We start from the raw sequence: 24,584 nt of genomic DNA on the forward strand, positions 1-24,584 counted from the left end.
CTAGAGGTTGCGATAGTGATCGTTATCGGTGCTCTCGGCATGCTCGACGATCATCTTGACGATGCGGCGACGCTCGGGCTCCTCGGGCCACTCGCGGCGCATCAGCCAGGCGAAGAGATCCTGATCCTCCTCGTCGATCAGGGTGCGATAGGCGGCCTGATCCTGCTCGCCAAGGTCATCATAGCGCTGCTCCAGGAAGGGAATCAGCAGCAGGTCGAGCTCCCACATGCCACGACGGGAATGCCAGTAGAGGCGCTTGCGAAGGGCGGCTGCCGCGGACGAATCGTCGTTCAAGATCGGCCTCGTTGATCCGATGAATGTGGCGACAGTATACCCGAGCCATCCGCCCCCCGGCAGCCCGCGCGCCGGCCGATGCGCTTGCGGGACGACCAAGGGCCGACCAGCGTCGGGCACGGGCCCGACAGCGGCACGAGACTTGCGTGTGCAGGCTAGTGCGTTGTTTTATCGAAAGTTGCGCAGTATGCTTTGAGTAACGATCGCCCTGCGCCCCACGGCCGGATCAGGACAGCACGGAGAGAGCCGATGACCAAGTCCGAATTGATCGAGCAGATTGCCATGCGACAGCCCGAGCTGTCCGTCAAGGATGTCGAGGCCGCCGTACGGCTGATCCTGGATGACATCACCGACACCCTGGCGGAGGGCGGGCGCGTCGAGATCCGCGGCTTCGGCAGCTTCTCGCTGCACTATCGCGAGCCGCGCGTCGGTCGCAATCCCAAGACCGGCGACCCCGTCGATCTCGACGGCAAGTTCGTACCGCATTTCAAACCCGGCAAGGAGCTGCGCGAGCAGGTGGACGCCAGCCGCGCCCTCGGTTACTGACGGGCGTATCCGACCGCCCTTCCCTCTCTTTCCACACGACACGGGAACTCACACATGCGTTGGCTCAAAGGCCTGATCCTGGCCGTCATCCTGCTGGTGGTACTGCTGGTCGGCATTCTGTTCGCCGTCAACAATCAGCAGGCCCTGCCTCTCAACCTGATCTGGATCGAACTGCCGTCGGCGTCGCTTTCCGTCTGGCTGCTCTCCAGTCTGGTGGTCGGTGTGCTGCTGGGCATGCTCGCCATGGGCGGCGTCTACCTGCGCCTGCGCACCCTGCTGACCCGCGCCCAGCGCCATAATCAGCAGCAGCGCAAGGAGCTGGACCAGCTGCGCGTCCAGGAGATGAAGGAACTGCCCTGAGCATGACCGATGTTCTGCTGCTGGCCCTGTTGTTGGCAGCGGTCGCCATCGGCTGGTGGCTCGGCCGCCGCGAACGCCGGACCACCGCTCCCGCCTCTCAGTCCCCGACGCTGGCCCGCGATTACTTCGTGGGCCTCAACTATCTGCTCAACGACCAGCAGGACCGCGCCATCGAGACCTTCATCGGCGCCCTCGAGGTCAACAGCGATACCATCGAGACCCACATTGCCCTGGGCAACCTGTTTCGCACTCGCGGCGAAGCCGACCGCGCGGTGAAGGTCCACCAGAACCTGCTGGCACGCCCCACGCTCAGCGGCGAGCAGGGTGATCGGGTGCAGCTGGAGCTGTCGCGTGACTTCCTGCAGCTCGGCCTGCTGGATCGCGCCGAGCGGCTGCTCTTCTCGCTGATCAAGGACAGCCAGAACAGCGAACATCGCCACGCCGCGCGCAAGCTGCTTGTCGACCTGCTGGAGCGGGAGGGCGAATATCAGCAGGCCCTGGACGTGGCCCAGCCGGCACTGGTGAAGGAGAGTGACGACGTGCGCCGCGCCGCGGCGCACTGGCTGTGCGAGATCGCCGACCAGGAGCGCCAGTCGGCGAGTCCGGTGCTGGCAAGACGCCACCTCAAGCAGGCTCTCGCCACCGACCGCCGGTGCGTGCGCGCCAACCTGATGCTGGCCGACATGGCCCTGGAGACGGGCCAGTATCGCCAGGCCATTCGCCTGCTGCAGCGCATCCCCGATCAGGACAAGAACTTCATTCCCACCCTGCTCGAGCCCCTCGGCCGCGCCTACCGCCTGCTCGACGACGAAGAGGGGCTGATTCGTCATCTCGAGTCGCTGCTGGAGATCGCGCCCTACACCAGCGTCATCATCATGCTGGCCGAGGCCCTGCGCCGCCATCAGGGAGACACCGAAGCCGCCCAGGCCCTATTGACCCGCGAACTCGAGCGCTCGCCGAGCCTCGGCGCCGTGGACTACCTGATTCGGCTCTATCACCAGCAGGAAGGCAGCACCGGGAATCCACGCATCGAGCTGCTGCAGCGCCACACGCATACCCTGCTCAAGGCCCGCCCCCGTCATCGCTGCCAGCGCTGCGGCTTCAGCGGCGAGCCGCTGCTGTGGCAGTGCCCCCGCTGTCGCAGCTGGGGCACCACCAAACCGATCACCGGGATCGAGGGCGAATAGCGCTCAGCCCCCCGCCAGCTCCGCCTCGATGGCGGCCAACGCCGCCATGGGGTCGTCGGCCTGGGTCACCGGGCGCCCGATCACCAGATGCGTGCTGCCGGCCGCCATGGCCTCCGACGGCGTCATCACCCGCCGCTGGTCACCGGCCTCGGCCGCGGCCGGACGAATCCCCGGCGTCACCTTGAGGAAGTCATCGCCGCACAGGGTGCGCAGCCGCGCGGCCTCCTGAGCCGAGCACACCACCCCGTCCATGCCGCTGTCCCGGGCCAGCGCCGCCAGACGCTCGACCTGTTCGGCGGGCGTGGCGGTAACGCCCACTTCCGCCAGATCCTCGCCCCCCATGCTGGTCAGCACCGTGACCGCGATCAGGCGGGTGGATAGGTCGTGCTGAACCAGCCGCTGCTTGGCCGCCTCCATCATCCGCCCGCCGCCACCGGCGTGCACGTTGACCATCCACACGCCCTGCTCGGCCGCGGCCTGAACGGCACCGGCCACGGTGTTGGGAATGTCGTGGAACTTGAGGTCCAGAAACACCTCGAACCCGCGGCCGTGCAGGGCCTCGAGCACGGCGGGGCCGCTGCGGGTGAACAGTTCCTTGCCCACCTTAACCCGGCAGCGAGACGGATCGAGCCGGTCGGCCATGCACAGGGCGGCATCCAGCGAAGCGTAGTCGAGGGCGATGATCAGAGGGGACGCGGTGGGCACGAGCTGGGCTCCTGGCAGCTGAATGGACCCGCGCAGTATATCAGTCATGTGCCCGGACGCATGGCGAGATCGCTCGCAGCGAATGTCGTACATGACCCATGGCGGCGGCCGTCATTCGCTCACATCCGAGGGGCCTCACCGGCACTAGCTTGGAGGCAGGTACCACCATGGCCCCTGATCAAAAGCCAACCGCAGAGGACATTCCGCCATGAGGACACGTTACACGACAGGCATCGCCATCCTGGGGCTGACGCTGATGCTCGGCCTGGCATCACCGGTCACCGCCCAGGAGATGGCGCCGATCAACGTCAATACCGCCGATGCCACCCTACTGACCGAGCTGCCGGGAATCGGCGAGACGAAGGCCGAGGCCATCGTCGAGGATCGCGAGGCCAACGGACCCTATGAGTCCGCCGACGATCTCGCCCGGGTCAGCGGCATCGGCGAGATGACCGTCGAGAGGCTCGCCGAGCAGGTCACGTTCTGAGAAACCGTCGGACGGCGGCGCTCGGGCGGCGTCGGAATGGCCTAGACCCTGAGCCCGCCGTCGCACTCCACCACCCGCCCGGTGAAGTAGTCGTTGGTGAAGATGAAGGCCACGCTCTCGGCGATATCGCCGGGCTGCCCCATGTGACGTAGCGGGATACCGTCCGTGATGCGCTCGAGGATGTCTTCCCGCAGCGTCGCGGTCATCTCGGTCTCGATGAAGCCGGGTGCCACCGCCCCCACCCGAATGCCGTGCCGGGCCAGCTCCCGGGCCCAGGTCACGGTCAGCGACGCCACTCCGGCCTTGGCCGCCGCATAGTTGCTCTGGCCGACGTTGCCGCCGCGCACCACGCTGGAGATATTGACGATCACGCCCTGGCGGCCGGCCTCGATCATCCGGGTGGCCGCCTCGCGCCCGCACAGGAAGACGCCGGTCAGATTGACGTCGATCACCTGCTGCCAGTCCGCCAGCGACAGGCGCTCCGACACCTCGCCTTCCCTCGCCTTGACCAGCAGGCCGTCGCGCACGATGCCGGCGTTGTTGACCAGGCCATCAATGGGGCCGAGGGCCTCCTCAACGGCGGCGAAGACGGCGGCCACCGAGCCCTCATCGGCCACGTCCACCACGAACCCCCGCGCGCCGACGCCGGCCTCTGCCAGCCGATCCACGGCGGCATCCAGGCTGTCGCCGTCACGATCCAGCAGCGCCACGGTCGCGCCCTCACGGCCCAGACGTTCGGCCATCGCCAGGCCCAGACCACGGGCGCCGCCGGTAATGGCAATGATGCGATCCTGCAGTGTCATGTCGAGTCTCCCGCCGATGGTGTCGCGTCTCGTCCCGGCCATCACACCGCCAGGGCAAGTGCCTGTCGTGCTCAGCTTATCCCGAATGTTGCGATGCAACACTCGGCTTTTGGTCGAGGCTTGATTTCCCGGCACGACGCCCCCATCTATCGGGCATTCGTCAACGCGGAGTCATCATGCCCCTTCTCGCTTTCTTTACCGTCTTCGCCCTGCTCGACTTCGTCCTGCTGTTCACGGTCGGCAGCCATATCGGGCTGCTGACCACCCTGGCCCTGGTGCTGGGCACCGGCTTCCTGGGTCTGCACCTGATCCGCCGGGAAGGCGTCGCCACCTTCGCCCGCGCCCAGGAGCGCATGAACCGTGGCGAGCTGCCCTCCGGCGAGCTGCTGACCGGTGCCGCCCTGATCTTCGGTGGTGCCCTGCTGATGGCCCCGGGCTTCCTGTCCGACGCCCTGGGCTTCATGTGCCTGATTCCGGACGCTCGCCGCCTGCTCGGCCGACTGCTGGGCCGGGCCGGCATGCGCTTCCAGGGCGTGCACATGCAGGCCGGTGCCTATCAGGCGCGCCAGGGGCGCGACGCCGACTGGCAGCAGGCCGGCGAGTCACACGAGCCGGGGCCGCGCACCTCTTCTCACGACGAGGACGGCGAGCCGCTGGAAGGCGACTTCATCGCCCACGATGAGCGGCGCGGCTGAATGGCAAAAAATTTTCGGACGGGGGGCTTGAAAGCCCACTGGCCAGCCCCACTTATCCGACAGCAACGAGTTTCGATTCCGGCCCGCCGGAATCATCCCCACGGAAGGCAGACGCCTTCACCCCGCAGCAAGACCTGCGGGTTGATGATGAAAACGCCGGGGCAGCGACGCCCTGGCACAGCAAACCATCAGGAGAACGTGAGCAATGAACATCCGTCCCTTGCACGATCGCGTCGTCATCCGTCGCGTCGAAGAAGAGCAGAAAACCGCTGGCGGCATCGTGCTCCCGGGCAGCGCCCAGGAAAAGCCGACTCGTGGCGAAGTGCTCGCCGCCGGTAACGGCCGGATCCTGGACAGCGGCGACGTTCGTCCGCTGGACGTCAAGGTCGGCGACACCGTGATCTTCAAGGATGGCTTCGGCGTCGAGAAGCAGAAGATCGACGGCGAAGAAGTGCTGATCATGAGCGAGTCCGACATCCTGGCCGTCGTCGAAGGCTAAGCCTAGACCGCCACCCGCTCGAAACCGACGTTCACGAACTCACAGGAAACCTACGAAAATGGCAGCGAAACAAGTCAAGTTCTCCAGCGATGCCCGCACTCGCATGGCGAAAGGCGTCGACACCCTGGCCAACGCCGTCAAGGCCACCCTGGGCCCGAAGGGCCGCAACGTGGTGCTGGAAAAGTCCTTCGGCGCGCCGACCGTGACCAAGGACGGCGTCTCCGTGGCCAAGGAGATCGAGCTCAAGGACAAGTTCGAGAACATGGGCGCGCAGATGGTCAAGGAAGTCGCCTCCAAGACCTCCGACGTGGCCGGTGACGGCACCACCACCGCCACCGTGCTGGCCCAGTCCATCGTCAACGAAGGCCTGAAGGGCGTCATCGCGGGCATGAACCCGATGGACCTGAAGCGCGGCATCGACCAGGCCATCCAGGCCGCGGTCAAGGAAGTCGGCGAGCTGGCCGTGCCGTGCACCGACTCCAACGCCATCGCCCAGGTCGGCACCATCTCCGCCAACGGCGACACCAACATCGGCCGCATCATCGCCGAAGCGATGGAAAAGGTCGGCAAGGAAGGCGTCATCACCGTCGACGAAGGCCGTGGCTTCGAAGACGAGCTGGACGTCGTGGAAGGCATGCAGTTCGATCGCGGCTACCTGTCGCCGTACTTCGTGACCAACCAGGACACCATGGCCGTGGAACTGGAAGATCCGTTCATCCTGCTGGTGGACAAGAAGATCTCCAACATCCGCGAACTGCTGCCGACCCTCGAGGCCGTCGCCAAGGCCGGCAAGCCGCTGGTGATCATCGCCGAGGACATCGAAGGCGAGGCCCTGGCCACCCTGGTGGTCAACACCATGCGCGGCATCGTCAAGGTCGCGGCCGCCAAGGCCCCGGGCTTCGGCGACCGTCGCAAGGCCATGCTGCAGGACATCGCCATCCTGACCGGCGGCACCGTGATCTCCGAGGAAGTCGGTCTGGACCTCGAGCAGGCCACCCTGGACCACCTGGGCACCGCCAAGCGCGTGACCATGTCCAAGGAAAACACCACCATCATCGATGGTGCCGGCCAGGACGCTGACATCGAGGCACGCGTCAACCAGATCCGCGCCCAGATCGAAGAGACCTCCTCCGACTACGATCGCGAGAAGCTCCAGGAGCGCGTTGCCAAGCTGGCCGGCGGTGTCGCCGTGATCCGCGTCGGTGCCGCCACCGAAGTGGAGATGAAGGAGAAGAAGGCTCGCGTCGAGGACGCCCTGCACTCCACTCGCGCCGCCGTCGAGGAAGGCGTGGTGCCTGGCGGTGGTACCGCCCTGATCCGCGTGCTGACCAAGGTCGCCGGCCTCAAGGGCGAGAACGAAGACCAGACCCACGGCATCGCCATCGCCGTGCGCGCCATGGAAGCGCCGCTGCGTCAGATCGTCACCAACGCCGGCCAGGAGGCTTCCGTCATCCTGAACCGCGTCAAGGACGGTGAGGGCAACTTCGGCTACAACGCCCAGACCGGCGAATTCGGCGACCTGTTCGACATGGGCGTGCTGGATCCGGCCAAGGTTACCCGTAGCGCCCTGCAGTCCGCAGGTTCCGTTGCCGGCCTGATGATCACCACCGAGTGCATGATCGCCGACGACCCGGACGAGCAGGAAGCTGCCGGTGGCGGCGACATGGGCGGCATGGGCGGCATGGGAGGCATGGGCGGCATGATGTAATCGGCCCCCTGCCCCAGGCCCCGCCTGAGAAAGACCCCCGCCGGAGACCGGTGGGGGTCTTTTCGTTGTGGCGAGAGCCCATGGCCGAACCGCGCAGGACAGGCTTGTCGGCTTGTCGGCTTGTCGGCTTGTCGGCTTGTCGGCTTGTCGGCTTGTCGGCTTGTCGGCTTGTCGGCTTGTCGGCTTGTCGGCTTGTCGGCTTGTCGGCTTGTCGGCTTGTCGGCTTGGCGGCTTGTCGGCTTGGCGGCTTGGCGGCTTGGCGGCTTGGCGGCTTGGCGGCTTGGCGGCTTGGCGGCTTGGCGGCTTGCCGCGGTAAGATACACGACTTACGTCTCTCACCACCTGGCTGCGCCCTTTGTCCATGCTTTCCAATATCCGTATCGTCCTCGTCCAGACCTACCACCCCGGCAATATCGGCGCCTCGGCGCGGGCCATGAAGACCATGGGGCTCACCGACCTGGTGCTGGTCAACCCGCGCGACTTCCCTCACCCCGAGGCCAGTCGACTAGCCGCCGGCGCCGAGGACCTCGTCGACGCAGCCCGAGTGGTCGACTCGCTGCAAGAGGCGGTGAGCGACTGCGTCCAGGTGATCGGCGCCAGCGCCCGACTGCGCAGCATGCCCCTGCCCCACTTCGACGAGCCCGCCGAGATGGCCGAGTCGCTGGTGACGCATGCCGCGGGTGATCCCGTCGCCCTGGTATTTGGCCGCGAGCGCTTCGGGCTGACCAACGACGAGATCCGCTGTTGCAGTCATCAGGTCAGCATTCCCGCCAACCCGGACTACGGCGTGCTCAATCTTTCCCAGGCCGTCCAGGTGCTGGCCTACGAGACCTTCCGCGCCTGGCGACAGCGCCCGGATAGCGGCTTCCAGGCCGCTCGGCCGGCCCAGGATCGTCAGCCGACCCGGGAGCAGCTGGGCCACTTCCACGACCATTTGTCTCGCCTGATGCAGACCAGCGGCTTCATCACCCAGCCCCATGCCCGCACCGAGGAACAGCTGCAGGCGCTGTTCGCTCGTGCCCAGCCCTCGCGCAAGGAGCTCTCGCTGCTGCGCGGGCTGCTGAGTTCGCTGGAGCCCGACGCGGAAGGCTGAGGCCTGAAGCAGGAGACGGACGCCAAGGCGCCGATCGACATCGAATCGTCATCGTCGATTCACCCCACCGTCATGCCCCTGGCCGAGACTACAACTGCCCAAGACGGGAACCGGCAACGGACACTGCCACTCGCTTCGCCAGGGACGCCAGGGGCAGGACGCTCCTCAGGGACGCCGTTCGGCATCGGGACGATGCCCAGGGAGGATGGGAATATCGCCACGACGCTCGCGTCGTGGCGTTTTTCTTTGCCGCTCCGGCACAAGGTGGCAGAGTGAAGGAGTCCACCGCCCAGGAGAGTCGCCATGCGCAGCGAGCCTGAAAAACCCTCGCCCGACGCTACCCCGCGAAAGCGGCAGCACCTGATTCACGACGAGCTTCCGAAAGAACACGAAGATCCGCTGATCGGCGTCCTGCACCGCGTCATTCGCATGGGCGTCAAGGTACTGGCCGTGCTGATGGTGTTCGTGATCCTGTGGGGCGTCCTGGACGTCGTTTACGTGCTCTATCAGCAGCTCACCTCTCCGCCCTTCCTGCTGCTGGAAGTCGGCGACCTCTTCCGCCTCTTCGGCGCCTTCATGGTGGTGCTGATCGCCATCGAGATCTTCATCAACATTCGCCTGTATCTCGGTACCGATGTGCTGCCGATACAGCTGGTGATCGCCACCGCCCTGATGGCCATCGCCCGAAAAGTGATCGTGCTGGACATCGAGGCCGTCTCGGCCGAGTACGTGTTCGCCATCGCCGCCGTGGTGCTGGCCCTCGGCGTCACTCACTGGCTGGTCGCCCGCAAGCAGTAAGCCGTGGCGGTCCGCTTATCCACTCGCCCCCTAAACCCGAGCCCCTCCTCTCGTCGGGCCTCCAGACGCCGGCAACACTGGCAGAACCACCGGGCAGGCCGGTAACCTCTCTCGACAGCCACGTGCCCGGCCGCCTTCGGGCCGGGCGACGACTCCACCGCGCATCGAGAGAGGTCCCATGCCCCGCTTCGCCGATCACCTCTATACGCCCGGCCCCGACAACCCCTTTCCCGGCCTCGCGGCGCTGCAGCGGCGCCTGGGCCACGCCATTCCGCACCGGCTGGGCTCCAACGAGGGGCTCGACATGCCCCATGCCGCGCTGCGTGAGCACTTCGGCGAGACCATGGCCGAGCACGTCACCTGCTACGGCGATGCCGAGGCCCTGGCCCTGCGTGAGCGCCTGGCCCGCCGCCACGGTTTCGACGTCGACAGCCTGCTGGTGGATGCCGGCTGCGACAGCCTGCTGGCCCTCACCCTGCGCACGGTGGCCCCGACCGGCACCACCGTCATCGCCTCCGCCGGCACCTACCCGACCTTCGGCTACTTCGCCCGCGGCCAGGGCTGCCGCCTGGTGGAGGTCGACTATCGAGAGGACGAAACGCGACTGGCGCCGGACCTCGACGCCCTGGCCGCCGCCGCGCATCGGGAAGACGCCCGGCTGGTGTATCTGGCCAATCCGGACAACCCCACCGGCCATCGACACGCGGCCGACGACGTTGCCCGCTTCCGCCAGGCATTGCCCGACGACTGCTGGCTGCTGCTGGACGAGGCCTATCACGACTTCCGCGACGACGCCGACGCGCCGGATTTCACCCGCGCCCTGCCCGGCGTGATCCGCTGCCGCACGCTGTCGAAGGCCATGGGGCTGGCCGGGCTGCGCGTCGGCTACGCGATCGTCGAGCCCGAGACCCGAGCCATGATGCAGAAGGTGCGCATTCACTACGCCGTCTCCTCGCTCAGCCTGGCGGCCGCCGAGGTGGTGCTGGATCATCCTGCCGAGATCGACCGCCATCTGCGCGACGTGATCGCGCGGCGCGAGCGGCTGACGGCGCATTTCCGCGCCCTGGGTGTCGACGTGCTGCCGAGCGCCACCAACTTCATCGCCCTTCGCCTGCCCAGCGTCGAGCTGGCCGCACGCGTTCACGCCGCCCTGCTAGACGAGGGCAAGCTGACCGCCCGCGCCGCTCATCCGGCGCTCGGCCATCTGCTGCGGATCACCGCGGTGGAGGATGCTTTGGCGCCGGGCCGGCTGGCGACGCTGGAAGCGGCACTCGCGGAAGGAAGTGAAGGCTAGCAGGCAGGCGGCGCCACTCAGCAGCGCCCCTGCATGGCCAGCCCGGGCGGGCAGAAGCCGCCGCGACGACGGTGATCGCGGTCGTCGCGGTGACGCCGATGGTGGCGACGCTCGCGGTAGTGATCGTCATGACGGCGATAGTGGCGATACGCCCTACGCTCGTGATGGCGATGACCATGGTGATAGCCGCCGACCTCCACCAGAGGGCCGGTGTCGATGCGCGCCGGCGTGTAGCTGCACCCCGTCATCAGCAGCATGGCCGCCAATGCCAGGCCTCCCATGACGCCGTGGCGACGTGAGGAGATCATCTCAGCAGCGCCCTTTCTTCGCCTGCCCCGGCGGGCAGAAGCCACCACCATGGCTGCGATGGTCGTGATCATGGTGGCCACCGATCTCGAGCAGCGGCTCGGGATCGATGCGGGCGGGCGTGTAGCTGCAGCCGGCCACAAACAGGGCGGCAAGCAGCAGGGTCGCAAGGGTCAGCGGGCGAATTGACATGGTACCTCCTGGGCCTGATGGATGACCGCCATTCTAGCGAAGCCCACAGGCCTTACCCATGTGGCGCCGCGACGACGCACCCTGTCTCCTATCGGAAACACTTCAGCCACTTGCCGGGCGAGAAGCGCCCCGTACCGGGCGGGGAGGCACGGGGCTCGCCCGTGGCGAGATCGCCACGACCCTGCCTCTGGCAGGCATCCTCGGCAGCTTCCCGATCGGCTCGGCGCGGCAAGGCCCGAACACCGCCGAAAAATCCCCCATCGCGTCGCCCAAAATCGGAAAAAACCGCGGATGGAGCGCCCCCACGACTTTGCTATCGTCACGCAACACCCACCCGACAACAGGAGCGAGCCGATGGGCGCTGCGTCCCTGCCCGACAATGTCCCTTCCACCATGGCCGCCATGCGACTGGTCGGCCACGGCGACGTGGACCGGCTGGTCTATGACGAGACCGTGCCGACGCCACGCCCCGGCGCCGGCGAAGTGCTGGTCAAGGTCACCGCCACGGCCAAGAACAACACCGACCGCAAGGCCCGCGAGGGCCTCTACCCGACCAAGGACCAGGGCGACGTGACCTCGTTCGCCATGGGCGGATCCCCGACCCTGACCTTCCCGCGCATCCAGGGCGCCGACATCGTGGGCCGGGTGGTCGCCACGGGCGACGGCGTCGAGGCCTCGCGGCTCGGCGAGCGCGGCCTGCTCGACTTCAACCTCTACGCCGACGCCCGCCGCGACATCAATCTGACGCCTGACTATTACGGCCACGGCGCCGACGGCGGCTTCGCCGAGTACGTCGCCGTGCCCTCGGACCAATTCCACTCTGTGCCCAACGCCGAGCTTGCCGATGCCGAGCTGGCGGCCATGGGCATGTGCTCCTATCAGACCGCCTATCACATGATGACGGCGGCCGGCGTGACGTCGGGCGAGCGCGTGCTCGTCACCGGCGCCAGCGGCGGCGTGGGCACCGCCCTGATCCAGCTGTGCCGGGTCGTCGGCGCCATTCCCTACGCCCTGAGCCAGCCCGACAAGGCCGACGCCCTGATCGAGCTCGGCGCCGAGGCGGTGCTCGACCGCTCCGACATGAGCGATTTCGAGGAACGGGTGAAGGCCGTGACCGGCGGTGCCCCGCTCGATGCGGTGATGGACCTGGTGGGCGGCGAGATGACCGACCGCTTCATCGACGCCATGATCTTCGACATGTCGGCCCGCTCGACCTACCCGCGGCTGTCCATCGCCGGCGCCAGCGGCGGCAACGTCAGCGAAGTGATGTGGACCCGCATCTATCTTTACCAGGTACAGATCTTCGGCGTCTCCCACGGCACCCGGGAGGAGGCCGAGCAGCTGGTGGCATGGATTCGTGGCGGCCAGCTCAGGCCGGTGCTGCACGCGGCCTTCAGGCTCTCCGACCTGCACGCGGCGGAGCGCTACTTCGTCAATCGCGGCAGCCACTATCTCGGCAAGATCGTGATCGTCCCCGACGCCGAATGGGACGAACACGGCGCGCCCTTCGCCCTCGAGGGAACACAATGAGCAAGCCTGAACTGACGCTGAGGCTGATGGACACCCACGCCGGCGGCGACGTCAGCCGCATCGTGCTCGGCGGCGTCACGCCGCTGCCGGGCGCCACCGTGCGCGACCAGATGCACTATCTGCGCGACAGCGCCGACGGCCTGCGCACGCTGCTGCTCGACGAGCCCTACGGCATCCCCGAGATGTCGGTCGACCTGATCGTGCCGCCCAGCGACCCGGAGGCCGCGGCCGGCTACATCATCATGGAAGTGATGGGCTATCCCATCTACTCCGGCTCCAACACCATCTGCACCGCCACCGCGGTGCTCGAGGCCGGGCTGGTGCCCAAGCGCGAGGGGCGCCAGCACTTCCTGCTGGAATCGCCCGCCGGGCGCGTGCAGATCGAGGCGCTGGTCGAGAACGACGTGGTCGAGGCCATCACCTGCGAGGGACTGCCGAGCTACATCGACACCTACCGCGAGACGATTCACGTCCCGGGCATCGGCGAGGTCACCTACAGCGTGGCCTACAGCGGCGGCTTCTACGCCCTGGTGGATGCCACCGAGCTCGGTTTCTCGCTGGTCCGCGAGGAGGAGCGAGCCCTGTCCGACTGCGCCTACAAGATCGTCGAGGCGCTCCAGGCCGAGCGCGGCTTCACCCACTACACCCTGGGCGACGTGGGCCCGCTGCCCTTCCTGCACTTCATGGGCCCGGTGACCGAGGTCGCCGACGGCTTCTACCGCTCGCGCTCCACCACCTACGTGCATCCCGGCGTGATCTGCCGCAGCACCACCGGTACCGGCACCTCGGCACGCCTGGCGCTGATGCATCACGAGGGCCGCATCCGGCCGGGCGACCGACTCGAGACCGTGTCGCTGCGCGAGACCGGCTTCATCGGCCAGTTCACCGGCACCCGCCAGGAGGGCGGCCAGACGGTGGTGGAGAACACCATCACCGGCAAGGCCTTCGTGCTGGCGCACTCCGATATCGTCGTCAATCCCGACGATCCCATGGTGCGCGACGGCAGCGTATACCATATCCTCGGCTCGCGGTCCGACGCCGCGGACTGATCGCCGGCGCGCCGTTCTTCGGCGCGCCGGGCTGACCGGGCGCAGGCCCGGCCCTTCCCACCTCTCCCACCGAGACCCCGCATGCCCACGGCACTGATCCTGCTCGACGTCCAGAACCTCTACTACACCAGCCGCCAGGCCCACGGCCGCAACGTCGACTACAACGCCCTCTGGGCCCGCGCCACCGAGGGCCGGCGGGTCGGCCACGCCCTCGCCTACGCCATCGACCGCGGCGACGAGAAACAGCGTCAGTTCCAGAACATCCTCCGCGCCATCGGCTTCGAGGTGAGGCTCAAGCCCTTCATCCGGCGCGCCGACGGCTCGGCCAAGGGCGACTGGGACGTGGGCATCACCCTGGACGCCATCGACCATGCCGGTGAGGCCGACGTGGTGGTGCTGATCTCCGGCGACGGCGACTTCGCGCCGCTGGTCGACAGGCTGCGCCAACGGTTCGGGGTCGAGGTGGAGGTGTTCGGCGTACCCGCCTATACCGCCGACGCCCTGATCCGCTCGGCCGACCGCTTCGTGCCGGTCGAGGGCGCGCTGCTGATGGGGAACGCCTCGCGCTAGCCGGCCCTGTGACGGGGCCCATGTCGTATTGATGGCACGTCATGACGGGACCAGAGCGCCCGCCGTGGACGAAGCCGCATCATGTGACGGCACAACTCGACAACACAGGGTTCCTGTCGGAACCCGCCGGCAGTCAACGCCCCGGGCGCCTATACTGCATCGCAGCATGGCGAGCGAAAGCGGAGGCAACTGACATGGCGAACGATACCCCGACGGCAGCGCGCAAGCGCATCGACCTGGCCCTGCAGGGCGGCGGCTCTCACGGCGCCCTGACCTGGGGCGTGCTCGACCGCCTGCTGGAGGACGAACGCCTCGAGATCGATGCCATCAGCGGCACCAGCGCCGGCGCCATGAATGCCGTGATGCTTGCCGGCGGCCTGCAGCGCGACGGCCGCGACGGCGCCCGCCAGGCGCTGCGCGATTTCTGGCACGCGGTGAGCCGGCTGTCGCGCTTCTCGCCGCTGCGCCGCACCTTCTGGGATCGCCTGGTGGGCAACGACAGTCTCGATCACTCTCCCGGCTACCTGTTCATGGAGGGGCTCACCCGGCTGATCGATCCGGCGCGACTCAACCCCCTCGGCATCAATCCGCTGCGCGACCTGGTCGAGGAGCAGGTCGACTTCGAACGGGTCAACGCCTGCGACAGGATCAAGGTGTTCGTCAACGCCACCAACGTGCGCACCGGCCGGGCCACGATCTTCACCCAGCCCCACCTCACGCTGGATACCCTGATGGCCTCGGCCTGCCTGCCCACCCTGTTCCCCGCCGTGGAGATCGGCGGCGAGGCCTACTGGGACGGCGGCTACAGCGGCAATCCGGCGCTCTATCCGCTGGTCGACCACCGCGGCTGCAGCGATCTGGTGGTGGTGCAGGTCAATCCGCTGGTGCGCAACAAGCTGCCCGACGGTGCCCGCGAGATCATCAACCGGGTCAACGAGATCACCTTCAACTCGAGCCTGGTCAAGGAGCTGCGCAGCATCCAGCTGCTCCAACGGCTGATCGACGTCGAGGGACTGGCGCTCGAGCGCGTGCGCGCGATGCGACTGCACCTGATCCACGCCGAACATGACGTCCAGGAACTCAGCGCCTCGAGCAAGATGAACGCCGAGTGGGAATTCATCTCGCGGCTGCACGACCAGGGCCGCGCCTGGGCCGATCGCTGGCTCGACGAACACTTCGAGGCCCTCGGCCAACACTCCTCCTTCGACCTCGACACCGTGTTCGACGACACCTTCGGCCCGCTCCGCTACCCCGACGATGCCGAGGGCGCCGACACCGACACCCAGCGCCGGGCCTGAGTCATGGCCGGCCCGCGGCCAAATGCCGCGGCCCGCTTGTCTGTCTTCGGGGGGCGACATAGAATCGCCCGCATGACTCACAAGCGCCCCTTCCTCTTCCTGCTGGCCATTCCGGTGGTCGCGATCCTGGCCCTGGCCACCTTCATCTTCGGCGGCCAGGCGCTGTCCGACAGCGGCCGTGACGACGAGATCCGCCAGGCCCTGGCCGCCAAGCTCGGCGCCAGCGGCGAGATCGATCTCAAGAACCTGCAGGAAGTCCAGTACGGCTACGGCGTCTGCGGGCTGTATCTCACCGATGACTCGGAAAACGGCTACGCCTCCTTCTTCTACGATACCAGCGCCGACCGCCTGACCCTGGACATCACCTCGCGCCGCTATCAGTCGCACTGCAGCCTGTCGGCCGTGTGCTGATCCCCGGGCGCATCCCGAACGGAGAGACGACACCATGGCAAGCGCACCACGCCACCACCGGCTGACCCGCACCGCCCACCGCCTGACACTGGGCCTGCTCACCGCCATCCTGGCCGCCGGCAGCGTGCAGGCCAGCGAGCTCGAGGTCAGCGATGCCCGCCTGCGGCTGATGCCAGGCGATCTGCCTGCCGCCGGCTATTTCCGCCTGCACAACACCGGCGAGGAGACCGTCACCCTGACCGGCGCCGGCAGCGACGCCTTCGGGCACGTCATGCTGCACCAGACGATGCAGGAGGACGGGATGTCGAGCATGCACGCGGTCTCCGAGCTGGAAGTCGCTCCGGGGGACACCCTCGAATTCGCGCCCAAGGGCTACCATCTGATGTTCATGAAGCGCGCCGTGCCGCTCGCCGTGGGCGATGAGCTCGAGGTCACGCTGGAGTTCGCCGACCAGCCGCATGTGCCGGTGAACTTCGACGTGGTGTCCCCCGCCTCCTTGTAGTCCGAGATGTCGTTAACCATGAGAGCCTTCATGCCCGCCGCCCTGACCCGCCAGACGTTTTTACGCCGGACTGCTCCTCGCTTGACCCTGCCGCTGGTGGCCGCGCTGACGCTGGCCGGCTGCAGCGATCAGAACTGGCGTACCACCGATGTCTCCGAGATCATGCCGCCCCTCGACTTCACCCTGGTCGATGAACACGGCGAGACGGTCCACGCCGAGGACTACGCGGGCAAGACCACGCTGCTCTACTTCGGTTACACCCACTGTCCGGACGTCTGCCCGACCACCCTGGCACGGCTCTCGGCGGCTACCCACCAGCTCGACGACGAGCTCCGCGACGACGTCCAGGTGCTGTTCGTCTCGGTGGACCCGGCGCGCGACACGCCCGAGGTCATGGGCCAGTATGCCGATGCCTTCGGGCCGCAGTTCATCGGCCTCACCGGCGAGACCGAGCAGATCGATGCGCTGACCAACCGCTACCGCATCACCTACTCCTACGACGAGCCGGACGCCGACGGCCGCTACGACGTCACCCACTCCAGCGCCGTCTTCGCCTTCGACCCGCAGGGCGATGCCCAGCTGCTGCTGCGCGACAGCGACCCGCTGGATAACATCGTCGCCGATATCGAACGCCTCGCCTCCCAGAGCTGAAGCTCGAAGCACAACACCGGCCCGAGCGCCGGGCCTCACGCCCGGCGTCCTTCCCTGGCGCCTTTCCTGCCCCCGCTGAGGGTTGCTCCTCGAAGACCCCGCTAGATGACGGTCGGCGAACGTCCTGGCGTGAGCCGGGTCGATAGATAGCCAAGCCCTGCCCGATATAGCAGAATCACCGTGTCCGATACGCCACTACGAAGGAACCCGATGAACACAGACGATCTAGAAGATTTCGAAAAATCCATGCACAAGGAGATCGACGCCTTTCTCGAAGCCGGATCTCAGCCCGCCAAGCCTCAGAAAGCCACTCGATCCTCCACGAAGAAGCCACAACCGCCCAAGGCATCCGCCAGCGAGATGAAAACCGGCCATATCGTCAAGCTCGCCGTGCGCACCAAGCAGTTGGAACTGGACACCGCCTTCGAGTATCACTCCACCAGCATCTCCAGGCTCGAGGCCCAGATGGAAGCCGAGAAGGCCGCCAACAAGGCCGGCTTTCCGATCATCGGCTATGTCATCGATATTCAGCGGGTCTAGCCAGCAAGCGATCACACCCAACTTCCCCTCTTGCCCGGCTCGGCGGATACCACCTGCTGTCGATCGATGAATGAAGGCTTGCGGCGCTATCTTTTCCTCTTTTCCGGTAGCCCTCTTGACCCATAAAACGACACGGGAAGATTCCCCGCAGTAAGACACTTGCCGGGATCGAATAATCCTGCCCCGATGACTACCGCCACGTTCCTTTCGGCACGGATGGCAAAGCAGACAACGAACCATGAATGGGCACTATTAAAAGTCACGTCAAAGCAGTTTAAGCATCTCTTCGAGCCCGATAGACATCAATCGAGTCGAGAGCCCGCTTCTGCGCATCACCGTGTTGCCCCTGCCCGGGCGCCATTCTCGAGGATTCCCCATGCATATCGGCATCCTGACCATGACGTTCGCCCTGTCCGGCTGCGATTCCCTGAAGCAGAAACGTCAACGAATGGGCGGGCTACACCAGCGCTATGGGCGTCACCCTGCCGTGGCGGTCTGCGAGAGCGGCGCGCGCGATAGCCTGACGACCAGCGAGTGGACCTTCGTGGTCACAGGACCCTCGGTGCCGGAGGTCGAGTCGCTGTGCAGCGAGATCGAGGACAGGCTGCAGCGGGGCGTGGACGGCCGCGTCACCGAAGCACACCGCGAGATGCTGTAAGCCGAACGCGGCCTGCTCAGCGTCGGTGCTGATCGTCTGGACGCGTCTGTCGGTTCGCCGCCGCGCCACTCGCGCGGCCCTCGTACTGGGTCACCGGACGCGCCGGACCCGGGCCTTCCTGACGGGCATTTGGCCGGACGCGGCGGCGCGCGGCTCGCGATGCGACCGGACGGGCCGTGGCGACATGGCCGCCGGCACCGCGCCCGCGACGTTGGCCGCTTGCCAGGGCGACCAGGGCACCGGCGAGCCCCATGACCATGCCGACGCTGCCCGCCACGCCTGGCCACGCGCCGAACAGCAGCAGCGTGGCGACAAGCGTCACGGCCGGCGTCAACGCCACCAGCGCCGCACTCTGCCCGACCCCGAAGCGCTGCAGGCTGGCATTGAAGAAGCCGTAGCCGCCGAAGGTCGCCAGCACGATCAGCCAGCCCAGGGCGGCCAGCGTGTCCATCGTCGGCCGCGGGGCCGACAGCCCTTGGCCGCTCAGCCAGGCGGCCAGGGCGAAGACCAGCGTGGCCGCCATCAGCTGGGCGGTCAGCCGCATCGGCATGGGCAAGGCCGGAGGGCGTCCGGCGCTCAGCACGCTGCCGAGGCTCACCGCGGCCACCGCCAGCAGCGGCAGACCGTAGGCCCAGAGCGGCGCACCGCCCACGCGGTGCAGATCATCCAGCACGCTCAAACCGGCCCCCAGGGTCGCCACACTCAGCCCCAGCCACTGCGCCACCCGCGGGCGTTCACCCAGCAGGCGTCCGGCCAGCAGCGTCGCGGCCAGCGGCTGCAGGGCTCCAATCAGGGCCGCCACGCCGGCGCTGACGCCGTGTTCCACGGCCAGCAGCATGGCCAGCAGATAGCCGCCCATGGTGAGGCTGCCCACCAGCGCCTCATGTGCCAGGCCACGGGGCGACAGGGAAAGCCGGCAGCGGCTCGCGATCAGCCCCCACAGGACGGCCAGCAGGGTCGCCACGGCGAAGCGCCAGGCGTAGAGCGACAGCGCCGGCGTCTCGACGGCCACGGCCAGGCGACTGCCCACGAAGCCACTGCTCCAGCAGATCACGAAGCCCAGCCCGACGGCCAGGCCACCGAAATGCCTGGGGGCACGCCACCGCGTTGCGCGTTCTCTCGTTGCCAGCATCCTGATCACCTCCCGTCGAGCTTGCGGAGGCGAGTCTGCGCCGGTTAGTGTTTTCAGGGAATCGAAACTTATTGGAGTGAGCATTCAGCATGACTGAAGCCTTGACCCAAACGCTGGATCTCGAGGCACTGCGGAGCTTCGTGGCGGTGGCACGGCTGGGATCGCTGGCCGCGGCGGCCGAGCAGCGGCATCGCACCGTCGGCGCCCTGAGCATGCAGATCAAGCGCCTCGAGACGCACCTCGGCACCCGGCTGATGATACGCGGCGCCCGGGGAATGACGCTCACCGCCAGCGGCGACGCGCTGCTTGGCGAGGCCCGCGAACTGCTGCGCCGCCACGACGGCCTGGTGGCCAGGATCAGCGGCCGCGGCCTGTCCGGTCGCGTACGCGTCGGCATGCCGGAGGACTTCGCCAGCCACCTGGTGGGGCGCCTGTTGCCAGACTTCCTGGCCCGGCATCCCGACGTGGTGCTGGAAGCGGTGACCGCGACCAGCGGCCAGCTGGTCCGACGCCTCGAGCGGGGCGATCTGTCGCTGATCGTGGCGCTGGATCGGCCCCATCGACTAAGCGGCGGCGAACGGCTATGGCGCACCTCTCCGGTGTGGGCCGGCGCCCGCGATCTGTCGCTGTCGGCGGACGCGCCGCTGCCGCTGGCGCTGCATCCGGTGGACTGCCCCTACCGCCAGCTGGGCATCGAGGCGCTGGACGCCGAGAGTCGCCCCTGGCATGCGGTCTTCACCAGCACCAGCATCCACGCGCTGGAGACCGCCGTGGAAGCGGGGCTGGCCGTCAGCATCCTGGAGCAGGACCGACTGACGCCGGCCATGCGCGAGCTGGGTGACGCCGAGGGCCTACCGCGGCTGGCGGACTGCCATGCCGAGCTGCACTACGGGCGCGGCGTCAGCGCGACGTCCTGGCCGGCGGTGGAGGCGCTGGGCGAGATGATCCGGGCGCGCCTGGGGCATCGCGGCTGAGGAGTGGGATCGGCTGTCGAGATTCCCCGTCTCGGCCAGGGATGCCTGCCTGCCGCCGACGATCGGCGTCCGATGCCGTCGACGTCATCCGCCGCACCCATGCCGTGCTCCCGCTGGCCGCCCGGCAGAAGCGCGTCAACCACTGAGCGCGCGGAAACGGCGTGATGCACAAAACGCAGGGGGCGCCGTGGCGCCCCCTGATGACGTTTCCCGCTCGCGGGTTCTCACGACGCCTGCAGCGCTCGCTCTTCCTTGCGATGCTGCAGCGGCGCAGTGCCGAAACAGCGCTTATACTCGCGGCTGAACTGCGACACGCTGCGATAGCCTACCGCCTCGGCGGCCTGGTTGACGTGACTGGCTTCCTGCACCAGCAGCTGCTGCGCCTTGATCAACCGCAGCCGCTTCAGATACTGCAGCGGCGAGGCCTGAGCCACCTGCTTGAAGTGCTGATGGAAGGTCGAGGGGCTCATGCTGGCCTGGCGGGCCAGTGCCTCCACCGAGACCTCCTCGGCGAAGTGGCCGTGCAACCAGGACAGCACCTGCACGATCCGCGAATAGTGCCCCTGGTGGTGCACCAGCGCCCGCAGCGCCGGGCCCTGCTCGCCGCGCAGCGCCTCGAACACCACGTCACGCACGCGCAGCGGCCCCATGGCGGCGGCCTCGGCGGGATCATGCAGGGTCCGCAACAGCCGTAGCACCGCCTCGCTCATGCCATCGGTCATCGAGACGGAATCCATCGGCACCGGCGAGGCCTCGTCGGCGCTGCGCTCGCCCATGGCCGTCACCAGCTCACCGAGCAGCGCCGGATCGAGGCGAATCGACACGCCCAGCAGCGGCGACTCGGCCGAGGCATGGGTCTCGCATTCGAAGGGCAGCGGCAGCGACTGCACCAGGTACTGGCCGGGGCCGTAATGGATCTCGCGGTCGCCGAGATAGCCAATCTTATGGCCCTGGGTGATGATGATCAGGCTAGGTTCGTACATCAGCGGCGTGCGCAGGATGGGCCGATGCGAGGCCATCAGCGAGACCGACGGCAGCGTGGTCGGCGAAAAGCCGTCGCGCTCGACCAGTGGCGCGATCAGGCCGATCAGCGGGCACTCATGGGCATGGGAGACGGGCATTGACGGAGCCTTTGATGCGGCCACGGCCACACGATTGGGATGATTCAGGCGATATTTCTGTCGTCATGGTGCCCCAGACTGAAGAAATTGGCAAAAACGACAGAGAATCAGCGGTCCTCAACGCTCTGGTACCGGCGCATAATGCGCTTCATCGGCAACGGGGCGTCACGTTCGGCCGATCATGACGATATTTCACGCCGCCAACGCGCCTGGAATGCGTTCCTTCGGAGAAACGAGCAAAAACGCCGGAGGAACATCGGTCCATCACCGCCGTCCCAGTTCCCATAATGTCACTCGTCCTATCCTGATGGCGGCCCACCCCGTCGGTCAGAACACCCTCATTGAAAGGAAGAACCATCATGAGCGAGACCAAAGCGTACGCTGCCTTTTCCGCCGACAAGCCCTTGGCGCCGTTCACCTTCGAACGCCGCGAGCCGCGCGCGGACGACGTCGCCATCGAGATCCTCTACAGCGGCGTCTGCCACAGCGACCTGCACTTCGCCCGCGATGACTGGGGCATGAGCCGCTACCCCGTGGTGCCCGGCCACGAGATCGTCGGCCGCGTCACCGCCGTGGGCGGCGAAGTCAGCAAGTTCCAGGTCGGCGATATCGTCGGCGTGGGCTGCATGGTCGACTCCTGCCGCCACTGCAAGCCCTGCGAGGACGGCGTCGAACAGTACTGCCTCGAAGGCTTCACCATGACCTACGGCGGCGATGACCGTCAGGACGGCACCTTCACCCAAGGCGGCTACTCCGACCAGATCGTGGTCAGCGAGCACTTCGTGCTGCGCATGCCGGAGGGCATCGACCTGGCCTCCGCCGCGCCGATCCTGTGCGCCGGCATCACCACCTATTCGCCGCTCAAGCACTACGGCGTGAAGGCCGGTGACAAGGTCGGCGTGATCGGCATGGGCGGCCTCGGCCACATGGGCGTCAAGCTGGCCAAGGCGCTCGGCGCCGAGGTCACCGTGTTCACCCGCTCCGAAGCCAAGATCGAGGAAGCCCGTCGCCACGGCGCCCATCACGTGGTCGTCTCCAGCGACGAGGAGCAGATGGCCGCGGTCGCCGAGACCTACGACTTCATGCTCGACACCGTGCCGGTGCAGCACGATCTGAACCCCTACCTGGGCGCCCTGAAGTACGACGGCACCCACATCATGGTCGGCCTGCTCGAGCCCATCGAGCCGGCGATTCAGGCCTTCAACCTGGTGTTCAAGCGCCGCGTGCTGGCCGGCTCGCTGATCGGCGGCATCGAGGAGACACAGGAGCTGCTCGACTTCTGCGCCGAGCACGATATCCGCTGCGACGTCGAGATGATCGACATGCAGGACATCAACACCGCCTTCGACCGCATGCAGAAGGGTGACGTCCGCTACCGCTTCGTCATCGACATGGCCTCGCTCAAGGACTGAGTCTCGACCGCCCCGACCGCCGGCCGTCCTTGTGGGCGGCCGGCGTCGTCGGGGCCGTGGCGCGCTGGCCGACGATCGCCGCCATGGCGTAGGCTTTGAACCGCACCACTCTCGCCACCCTCCACCAGGAGAGCACGACATGCAGTCACGCTACGTCACCATCCACGCCCATCCCGAAGGCACACCGGAACGCGAGCTGTTCGCGCTGGAAAGCGCCGAGCTGCCGGCGCTGGCCGAAGGCGAGGTCCGGGTGCGCAACACCTGGCTGTCCGTGGACCCCTACATGCGCGGCCGCATGAGCGGCGTGGCCACCTACATCGAGCCCTTCACGCTGGGTGCCCCGCTGGAAGGCGCGGCCATCGGCGAGATCATCGAGTCCCGCGCCGAGGCCTTCCCGACAGGCACCAAGGTCCGTCACATGGGCGGCTGGCGCGACGTCGCCCAGCTGCCCGCCGAGCGGGTCGAACGCCTGCCCGCCTTCGACGTGCCGGAACAGGCCTACCTGGGCGTGCTGGGCATGCCGGGGATGACCGCCTGGGCCGGCCTGAATCGCATCGCCGAGATGAAGGAAGGCGACAACGTGCTGGTCAGCGGCGCCGCCGGCGCGGTGGGCTCGCTGGCCGTCCAGCTGGCCAAGGCCAAGGGCGGCACCGTGGTCGGCATCGCCGGCACCCAGGACAAGCTCGACTGGCTCGAGGCGCATGGCGTCAAGGCCGTCAGCTACAAGGGCAAGGACACCGCCCAGCTCACCGCGGCCCTCAACGAGGCCTGCCCCGAGGGCTTCGACGTCTACTACGAGAACGTCGGCGGCACCTGCCTCGAGGCGGCGCTCAACACCCTGAGGGTCGGCGCGCGCATCGCGGTGTGCGGCATGATCTCCCGCTACAACGCCGAAGGCCCGAGCGCCGGGCCGGGCAACCTGGCGATGATCCTGATCCGCCGCGCCCGCATGGAAGGCTTCATCGTCTTCGATCACTGGGCGCACTACCCCGAGTTCCTCGAGGAAGTCGGCCCCCAGGTGGCCGCCGGCCGGCTCGACTATGAAGAGACCGTGGTGGAAGGCCTGGAGCAGACGCCGGATGCCTTCCTGCAGCTGTTCGAAGGCGGCAATCGCGGCAAGATGCTGGTTCGGCTATGAGCCAGGCGCCGGTGGCGGTGATCCTGGCCGCCGGCGCCTCCCGACGCTTCGGCGCCGCGGACAAGCGCCTGGCCCGGCTGCCATCGGGCCGGACGCTGCTGGCCGCCACGCTTTCCACGGCGTCGGCGGCCTTTTCGCGTCTGCGGGTGGTGCTGCGCGAGGACGACGAGCCCGTCGCCCTGGGCCTGCCCGCCGACACGCCGATCCTGCGCGCGCCCCGTGCCGCGGACGGCCTGGGCGCCAGCCTGGCCGATGCCTTCGCCGCGCTGGCCGCCGATCCCGCCCTGGCCGAGGCGCCCGCCGCGGCGGTGCTGCTCGGCGACATGCCGAACATCGCCCCCGCGACGCTCGAGGCACTGCGCGATCGAGCCGCCCCCGGACGCATCGTCCGCCCCCGGCACGCCGGCCGAACGGGCCATCCGGTGCTGTTCGGCCGCGACTTCTGGGCGGAGCTTGCCGCCCTCGGCGGCGACGAAGGCGCGCGACGCGTCGTCGGCCGCCACCGCGCTCGCTGCCATGAGCTCGAGATCGACGATCCCGGCATCCATCTCGATATCGACGTGGCCGACGACCTCGCCGCCCTGTCTCGCCGCCCTGTCCCGCGAGGGCGGCGACTAGACTGACCGGATGC

30 protein-coding genes are annotated in these 24,584 nt (G+C 67.6%); 23 read left to right on the top strand and 7 right to left on the bottom strand.

Annotation, left to right across the window (positions count from 1 at the left end; genetic code table 11):
* Entirely contained in the window at positions 1 to 294 is a 294-nt protein-coding gene (locus UYS_RS0209655) for an FAD assembly factor SdhE (protein WP_016855300.1), read from the bottom strand.
* 225 nt (positions 295 to 519) lie between these two features.
* Between UYS_RS0209655 and UYS_RS0209660 the strand changes: the two genes are divergently transcribed.
* The 3 genes from UYS_RS0209660 to lapB are packed head-to-tail and all read left to right on the top strand — an operon-like array spanning position 520 to position 2,387.
* Positions 520 to 840, top strand: a complete 321-nt coding sequence (locus tag UYS_RS0209660) for an integration host factor subunit beta (RefSeq protein WP_272943086.1) — start codon at positions 520 to 522, stop codon at positions 838 to 840.
* Between the two features lie 54 nt (positions 841 to 894).
* Positions 895 to 1,200, top strand: coding sequence for a lipopolysaccharide assembly protein LapA domain-containing protein (locus UYS_RS0209665; RefSeq protein ID WP_016855302.1), 306 nt, complete (start codon positions 895 to 897; stop codon positions 1,198 to 1,200).
* Positions 1,201 to 1,202: 2 nt separating this feature from the next.
* A complete protein-coding gene (lapB, locus tag UYS_RS0209670; protein ID WP_016855303.1) occupies positions 1,203 to 2,387 on the top strand; it encodes a lipopolysaccharide assembly protein LapB in 1,185 nt (394 codons plus the stop codon).
* 3 nt (positions 2,388 to 2,390) lie between these two features.
* Here the strand turns inward: lapB and pyrF are convergent, their stop codons facing one another.
* Entirely contained in the window at positions 2,391 to 3,092 is a 702-nt protein-coding gene (gene pyrF / locus UYS_RS0209675; protein WP_016855304.1) for an orotidine-5'-phosphate decarboxylase, read from the bottom strand.
* A gap of 208 nt (positions 3,093 to 3,300) precedes the next feature.
* Between pyrF and UYS_RS0209680 the strand changes: the two genes are divergently transcribed.
* A complete protein-coding gene (locus tag UYS_RS0209680) occupies positions 3,301 to 3,579 on the top strand; it encodes a ComEA family DNA-binding protein (RefSeq protein ID WP_016855305.1) in 279 nt (92 codons plus the stop codon).
* Between the two features lie 41 nt (positions 3,580 to 3,620).
* On the opposite strand, the gene UYS_RS0209685 is transcribed toward UYS_RS0209680, so the two are convergent.
* Positions 3,621 to 4,382: an SDR family NAD(P)-dependent oxidoreductase gene (locus UYS_RS0209685; protein WP_016855306.1), complete on the bottom strand. Its 762-nt coding sequence runs from the start codon at positions 4,380 to 4,382 to the stop codon at positions 3,621 to 3,623.
* A gap of 176 nt (positions 4,383 to 4,558) precedes the next feature.
* Here UYS_RS0209685 and UYS_RS0209690 point away from each other — a divergent pair, with 176 nt between their 5' ends.
* From UYS_RS0209690 to UYS_RS0209715, 6 genes are all read left to right on the top strand, one after another.
* Positions 4,559 to 5,077, top strand: coding sequence for an FxsA family protein (locus UYS_RS0209690; protein ID WP_016855307.1), 519 nt, complete (start codon positions 4,559 to 4,561; stop codon positions 5,075 to 5,077).
* A 205-nt stretch (positions 5,078 to 5,282) separates the two neighbouring features.
* Positions 5,283 to 5,576 carry a co-chaperone GroES gene (locus UYS_RS0209695; protein WP_016855308.1) on the top strand — a complete coding sequence of 98 codons (294 nt, stop codon included), beginning with the start codon at positions 5,283 to 5,285 and terminating at the stop codon, positions 5,574 to 5,576.
* Positions 5,577 to 5,634: 58 nt separating this feature from the next.
* A complete protein-coding gene (gene groL, locus UYS_RS0209700) occupies positions 5,635 to 7,284 on the top strand; it encodes a chaperonin GroEL (protein ID WP_016855309.1) in 1,650 nt (549 codons plus the stop codon).
* 361 nt (positions 7,285 to 7,645) lie between these two features.
* Positions 7,646 to 8,377 carry an RNA methyltransferase gene (locus UYS_RS0209705; protein WP_026068459.1) on the top strand — a complete coding sequence of 244 codons (732 nt, stop codon included), beginning with the start codon at positions 7,646 to 7,648 and terminating at the stop codon, positions 8,375 to 8,377.
* Between the two features lie 303 nt (positions 8,378 to 8,680).
* Positions 8,681 to 9,175 (top strand): phosphate-starvation-inducible PsiE family protein, encoded by a 495-nt coding sequence (locus UYS_RS0209710; protein ID WP_016855311.1) that lies wholly within the window; start codon positions 8,681 to 8,683, stop codon positions 9,173 to 9,175.
* A 178-nt stretch (positions 9,176 to 9,353) separates the two neighbouring features.
* A complete protein-coding gene (locus UYS_RS0209715) occupies positions 9,354 to 10,469 on the top strand; it encodes a pyridoxal phosphate-dependent aminotransferase (protein WP_016855312.1) in 1,116 nt (371 codons plus the stop codon).
* A 17-nt stretch (positions 10,470 to 10,486) separates the two neighbouring features.
* On the opposite strand, the gene UYS_RS0209720 is transcribed toward UYS_RS0209715, so the two are convergent.
* Both UYS_RS0209720 and UYS_RS0209725 read right to left on the bottom strand, forming a co-directional pair.
* Entirely contained in the window at positions 10,487 to 10,777 is a 291-nt protein-coding gene (locus tag UYS_RS0209720) for a hypothetical protein (RefSeq protein ID WP_016855313.1), read from the bottom strand.
* A gap of 1 nt (position 10,778) precedes the next feature.
* A complete protein-coding gene (locus UYS_RS0209725; RefSeq protein WP_016855314.1) occupies positions 10,779 to 10,967 on the bottom strand; it encodes a hypothetical protein in 189 nt (62 codons plus the stop codon).
* 354 nt (positions 10,968 to 11,321) lie between these two features.
* Here UYS_RS0209725 and UYS_RS0209730 point away from each other — a divergent pair, with 354 nt between their 5' ends.
* From UYS_RS0209730 to UYS_RS0209770, 9 genes are all read left to right on the top strand, one after another.
* Positions 11,322 to 12,497, top strand: a complete 1,176-nt coding sequence (locus UYS_RS0209730) for a zinc-binding dehydrogenase (protein WP_016855315.1) — start codon at positions 11,322 to 11,324, stop codon at positions 12,495 to 12,497.
* On the top strand, positions 12,494 to 13,546 hold the full coding sequence (locus tag UYS_RS0209735; protein WP_016855316.1) for a proline racemase family protein: 1,053 nt from the start codon (positions 12,494 to 12,496) through the stop codon (positions 13,544 to 13,546). Before UYS_RS0209730 ends, UYS_RS0209735 begins: the two co-directional genes overlap by 4 nt.
* 81 nt (positions 13,547 to 13,627) lie before the next feature.
* Positions 13,628 to 14,116, top strand: coding sequence for a LabA-like NYN domain-containing protein (locus UYS_RS0209740; RefSeq protein WP_016855317.1), 489 nt, complete (start codon positions 13,628 to 13,630; stop codon positions 14,114 to 14,116).
* 194 nt (positions 14,117 to 14,310) lie between these two features.
* Positions 14,311 to 15,414: a patatin-like phospholipase family protein gene (locus UYS_RS0209745; RefSeq protein WP_016855318.1), complete on the top strand. Its 1,104-nt coding sequence runs from the start codon at positions 14,311 to 14,313 to the stop codon at positions 15,412 to 15,414.
* A 72-nt stretch (positions 15,415 to 15,486) separates the two neighbouring features.
* Positions 15,487 to 15,825, top strand: a complete 339-nt coding sequence (locus UYS_RS0209750; protein ID WP_016855319.1) for a hypothetical protein — start codon at positions 15,487 to 15,489, stop codon at positions 15,823 to 15,825.
* 34 nt (positions 15,826 to 15,859) lie between these two features.
* Positions 15,860 to 16,327: a copper chaperone PCu(A)C gene (locus UYS_RS0209755; RefSeq protein WP_016855320.1), complete on the top strand. Its 468-nt coding sequence runs from the start codon at positions 15,860 to 15,862 to the stop codon at positions 16,325 to 16,327.
* 30 nt (positions 16,328 to 16,357) lie between these two features.
* On the top strand, positions 16,358 to 16,978 hold the full coding sequence (locus UYS_RS0209760; protein WP_051008819.1) for an SCO family protein: 621 nt from the start codon (positions 16,358 to 16,360) through the stop codon (positions 16,976 to 16,978).
* Positions 16,979 to 17,188: 210 nt separating this feature from the next.
* Positions 17,189 to 17,518 (top strand): hypothetical protein, encoded by a 330-nt coding sequence (locus UYS_RS18495; RefSeq protein WP_156821592.1) that lies wholly within the window; start codon positions 17,189 to 17,191, stop codon positions 17,516 to 17,518.
* Positions 17,519 to 17,894: 376 nt separating this feature from the next.
* Positions 17,895 to 18,176 (top strand): DUF503 domain-containing protein, encoded by a 282-nt coding sequence (locus UYS_RS0209770; RefSeq protein WP_016855323.1) that lies wholly within the window; start codon positions 17,895 to 17,897, stop codon positions 18,174 to 18,176.
* A gap of 16 nt (positions 18,177 to 18,192) precedes the next feature.
* Here the strand turns inward: UYS_RS0209770 and UYS_RS0209775 are convergent, their stop codons facing one another.
* Complete coding sequence (locus UYS_RS0209775; RefSeq protein ID WP_237738447.1) at positions 18,193 to 19,308, bottom strand: DMT family transporter; 1,116 nt, start codon at positions 19,306 to 19,308, stop codon at positions 18,193 to 18,195.
* A gap of 89 nt (positions 19,309 to 19,397) precedes the next feature.
* Here UYS_RS0209775 and UYS_RS0209780 point away from each other — a divergent pair, with 89 nt between their 5' ends.
* Entirely contained in the window at positions 19,398 to 20,282 is an 885-nt protein-coding gene (locus UYS_RS0209780; RefSeq protein WP_026068464.1) for a LysR substrate-binding domain-containing protein, read from the top strand.
* Positions 20,283 to 20,506: 224 nt separating this feature from the next.
* Here UYS_RS0209780 and UYS_RS0209785 read toward each other — a convergent pair whose 3' ends face one another.
* Positions 20,507 to 21,403: an AraC family transcriptional regulator gene (locus tag UYS_RS0209785; RefSeq protein ID WP_016855326.1), complete on the bottom strand. Its 897-nt coding sequence runs from the start codon at positions 21,401 to 21,403 to the stop codon at positions 20,507 to 20,509.
* Positions 21,404 to 21,762: 359 nt separating this feature from the next.
* On the opposite strand from UYS_RS0209785, the gene UYS_RS0209790 reads away from it, so the two are divergent.
* The 3 genes from UYS_RS0209790 (at position 21,763) to UYS_RS0209800 (ending at position 24,576) form a co-directional block, all read left to right on the top strand.
* Complete coding sequence (locus UYS_RS0209790; protein ID WP_016855327.1) at positions 21,763 to 22,815, top strand: NAD(P)-dependent alcohol dehydrogenase; 1,053 nt, start codon at positions 21,763 to 21,765, stop codon at positions 22,813 to 22,815.
* Between the two features lie 139 nt (positions 22,816 to 22,954).
* Complete coding sequence (locus UYS_RS0209795) at positions 22,955 to 23,953, top strand: NADP-dependent oxidoreductase (RefSeq protein ID WP_016855328.1); 999 nt, start codon at positions 22,955 to 22,957, stop codon at positions 23,951 to 23,953.
* Positions 23,950 to 24,576 (top strand): nucleotidyltransferase family protein, encoded by a 627-nt coding sequence (locus tag UYS_RS0209800; protein WP_016855329.1) that lies wholly within the window; start codon positions 23,950 to 23,952, stop codon positions 24,574 to 24,576. The genes UYS_RS0209795 and UYS_RS0209800 overlap by 4 nt, the downstream gene beginning before the upstream one ends.
* Positions 24,577 to 24,584 lie beyond the last annotated feature (8 nt).

The sequence above is a fragment of the Halomonas smyrnensis AAD6 genome, from assembly GCF_000265245.1.
In the GTDB taxonomy this organism is placed as follows: domain Bacteria; phylum Pseudomonadota; class Gammaproteobacteria; order Pseudomonadales; family Halomonadaceae; genus Halomonas; species Halomonas smyrnensis.

Bases quoted from the DNA above. Each gene is read 5' to 3' on its own strand.
- UYS_RS0209665 (WP_016855302.1), top strand. From the start codon at position 895: ATGCGTTGGCTCAAAGGCCTGATCCTGGCCGTCATCCTGCTGGTGGTA.
- lapB (WP_016855303.1), top strand. From the start codon at position 1,203: ATGACCGATGTTCTGCTGCTGGCCCTGTTGTTGGCAGCGGTCGCCATC.
- UYS_RS0209680 (WP_016855305.1), top strand. From the start codon at position 3,301: ATGAGGACACGTTACACGACAGGCATCGCCATCCTGGGGCTGACGCTG.
- UYS_RS0209685 (WP_016855306.1), bottom strand. From the start codon at position 4,382: ATGACACTGCAGGATCGCATCATTGCCATTACCGGCGGCGCCCGTGGT.
- UYS_RS0209690 (WP_016855307.1), top strand. From the start codon at position 4,559: ATGCCCCTTCTCGCTTTCTTTACCGTCTTCGCCCTGCTCGACTTCGTC.
- UYS_RS0209695 (WP_016855308.1), top strand. From the start codon at position 5,283: ATGAACATCCGTCCCTTGCACGATCGCGTCGTCATCCGTCGCGTCGAA.
- groL (WP_016855309.1), top strand. From the start codon at position 5,635: ATGGCAGCGAAACAAGTCAAGTTCTCCAGCGATGCCCGCACTCGCATG.
- UYS_RS0209705 (WP_026068459.1), top strand. From the start codon at position 7,646: ATGCTTTCCAATATCCGTATCGTCCTCGTCCAGACCTACCACCCCGGC.
- UYS_RS0209710 (WP_016855311.1), top strand. From the start codon at position 8,681: ATGCGCAGCGAGCCTGAAAAACCCTCGCCCGACGCTACCCCGCGAAAG.
- UYS_RS0209715 (WP_016855312.1), top strand. From the start codon at position 9,354: ATGCCCCGCTTCGCCGATCACCTCTATACGCCCGGCCCCGACAACCCC.
- UYS_RS0209720 (WP_016855313.1), bottom strand. From the start codon at position 10,777: ATGATCTCCTCACGTCGCCACGGCGTCATGGGAGGCCTGGCATTGGCG.
- UYS_RS0209725 (WP_016855314.1), bottom strand. From the start codon at position 10,967: ATGTCAATTCGCCCGCTGACCCTTGCGACCCTGCTGCTTGCCGCCCTG.
- UYS_RS0209730 (WP_016855315.1), top strand. From the start codon at position 11,322: ATGGGCGCTGCGTCCCTGCCCGACAATGTCCCTTCCACCATGGCCGCC.
- UYS_RS0209735 (WP_016855316.1), top strand. From the start codon at position 12,494: ATGAGCAAGCCTGAACTGACGCTGAGGCTGATGGACACCCACGCCGGC.
- UYS_RS0209740 (WP_016855317.1), top strand. From the start codon at position 13,628: ATGCCCACGGCACTGATCCTGCTCGACGTCCAGAACCTCTACTACACC.
- UYS_RS0209745 (WP_016855318.1), top strand. From the start codon at position 14,311: ATGGCGAACGATACCCCGACGGCAGCGCGCAAGCGCATCGACCTGGCC.
- UYS_RS0209750 (WP_016855319.1), top strand. From the start codon at position 15,487: ATGACTCACAAGCGCCCCTTCCTCTTCCTGCTGGCCATTCCGGTGGTC.
- UYS_RS0209755 (WP_016855320.1), top strand. From the start codon at position 15,860: ATGGCAAGCGCACCACGCCACCACCGGCTGACCCGCACCGCCCACCGC.
- UYS_RS0209760 (WP_051008819.1), top strand. From the start codon at position 16,358: ATGCCCGCCGCCCTGACCCGCCAGACGTTTTTACGCCGGACTGCTCCT.
- UYS_RS18495 (WP_156821592.1), top strand. From the start codon at position 17,189: ATGAACACAGACGATCTAGAAGATTTCGAAAAATCCATGCACAAGGAG.
- UYS_RS0209770 (WP_016855323.1), top strand. From the start codon at position 17,895: ATGCATATCGGCATCCTGACCATGACGTTCGCCCTGTCCGGCTGCGAT.
- UYS_RS0209775 (WP_237738447.1), bottom strand. From the start codon at position 19,308: ATGCTGGCAACGAGAGAACGCGCAACGCGGTGGCGTGCCCCCAGGCAT.
- UYS_RS0209780 (WP_026068464.1), top strand. From the start codon at position 19,398: ATGACTGAAGCCTTGACCCAAACGCTGGATCTCGAGGCACTGCGGAGC.
- UYS_RS0209785 (WP_016855326.1), bottom strand. From the start codon at position 21,403: ATGCCCGTCTCCCATGCCCATGAGTGCCCGCTGATCGGCCTGATCGCG.
- UYS_RS0209790 (WP_016855327.1), top strand. From the start codon at position 21,763: ATGAGCGAGACCAAAGCGTACGCTGCCTTTTCCGCCGACAAGCCCTTG.
- UYS_RS0209795 (WP_016855328.1), top strand. From the start codon at position 22,955: ATGCAGTCACGCTACGTCACCATCCACGCCCATCCCGAAGGCACACCG.
- UYS_RS0209800 (WP_016855329.1), top strand. From the start codon at position 23,950: ATGAGCCAGGCGCCGGTGGCGGTGATCCTGGCCGCCGGCGCCTCCCGA.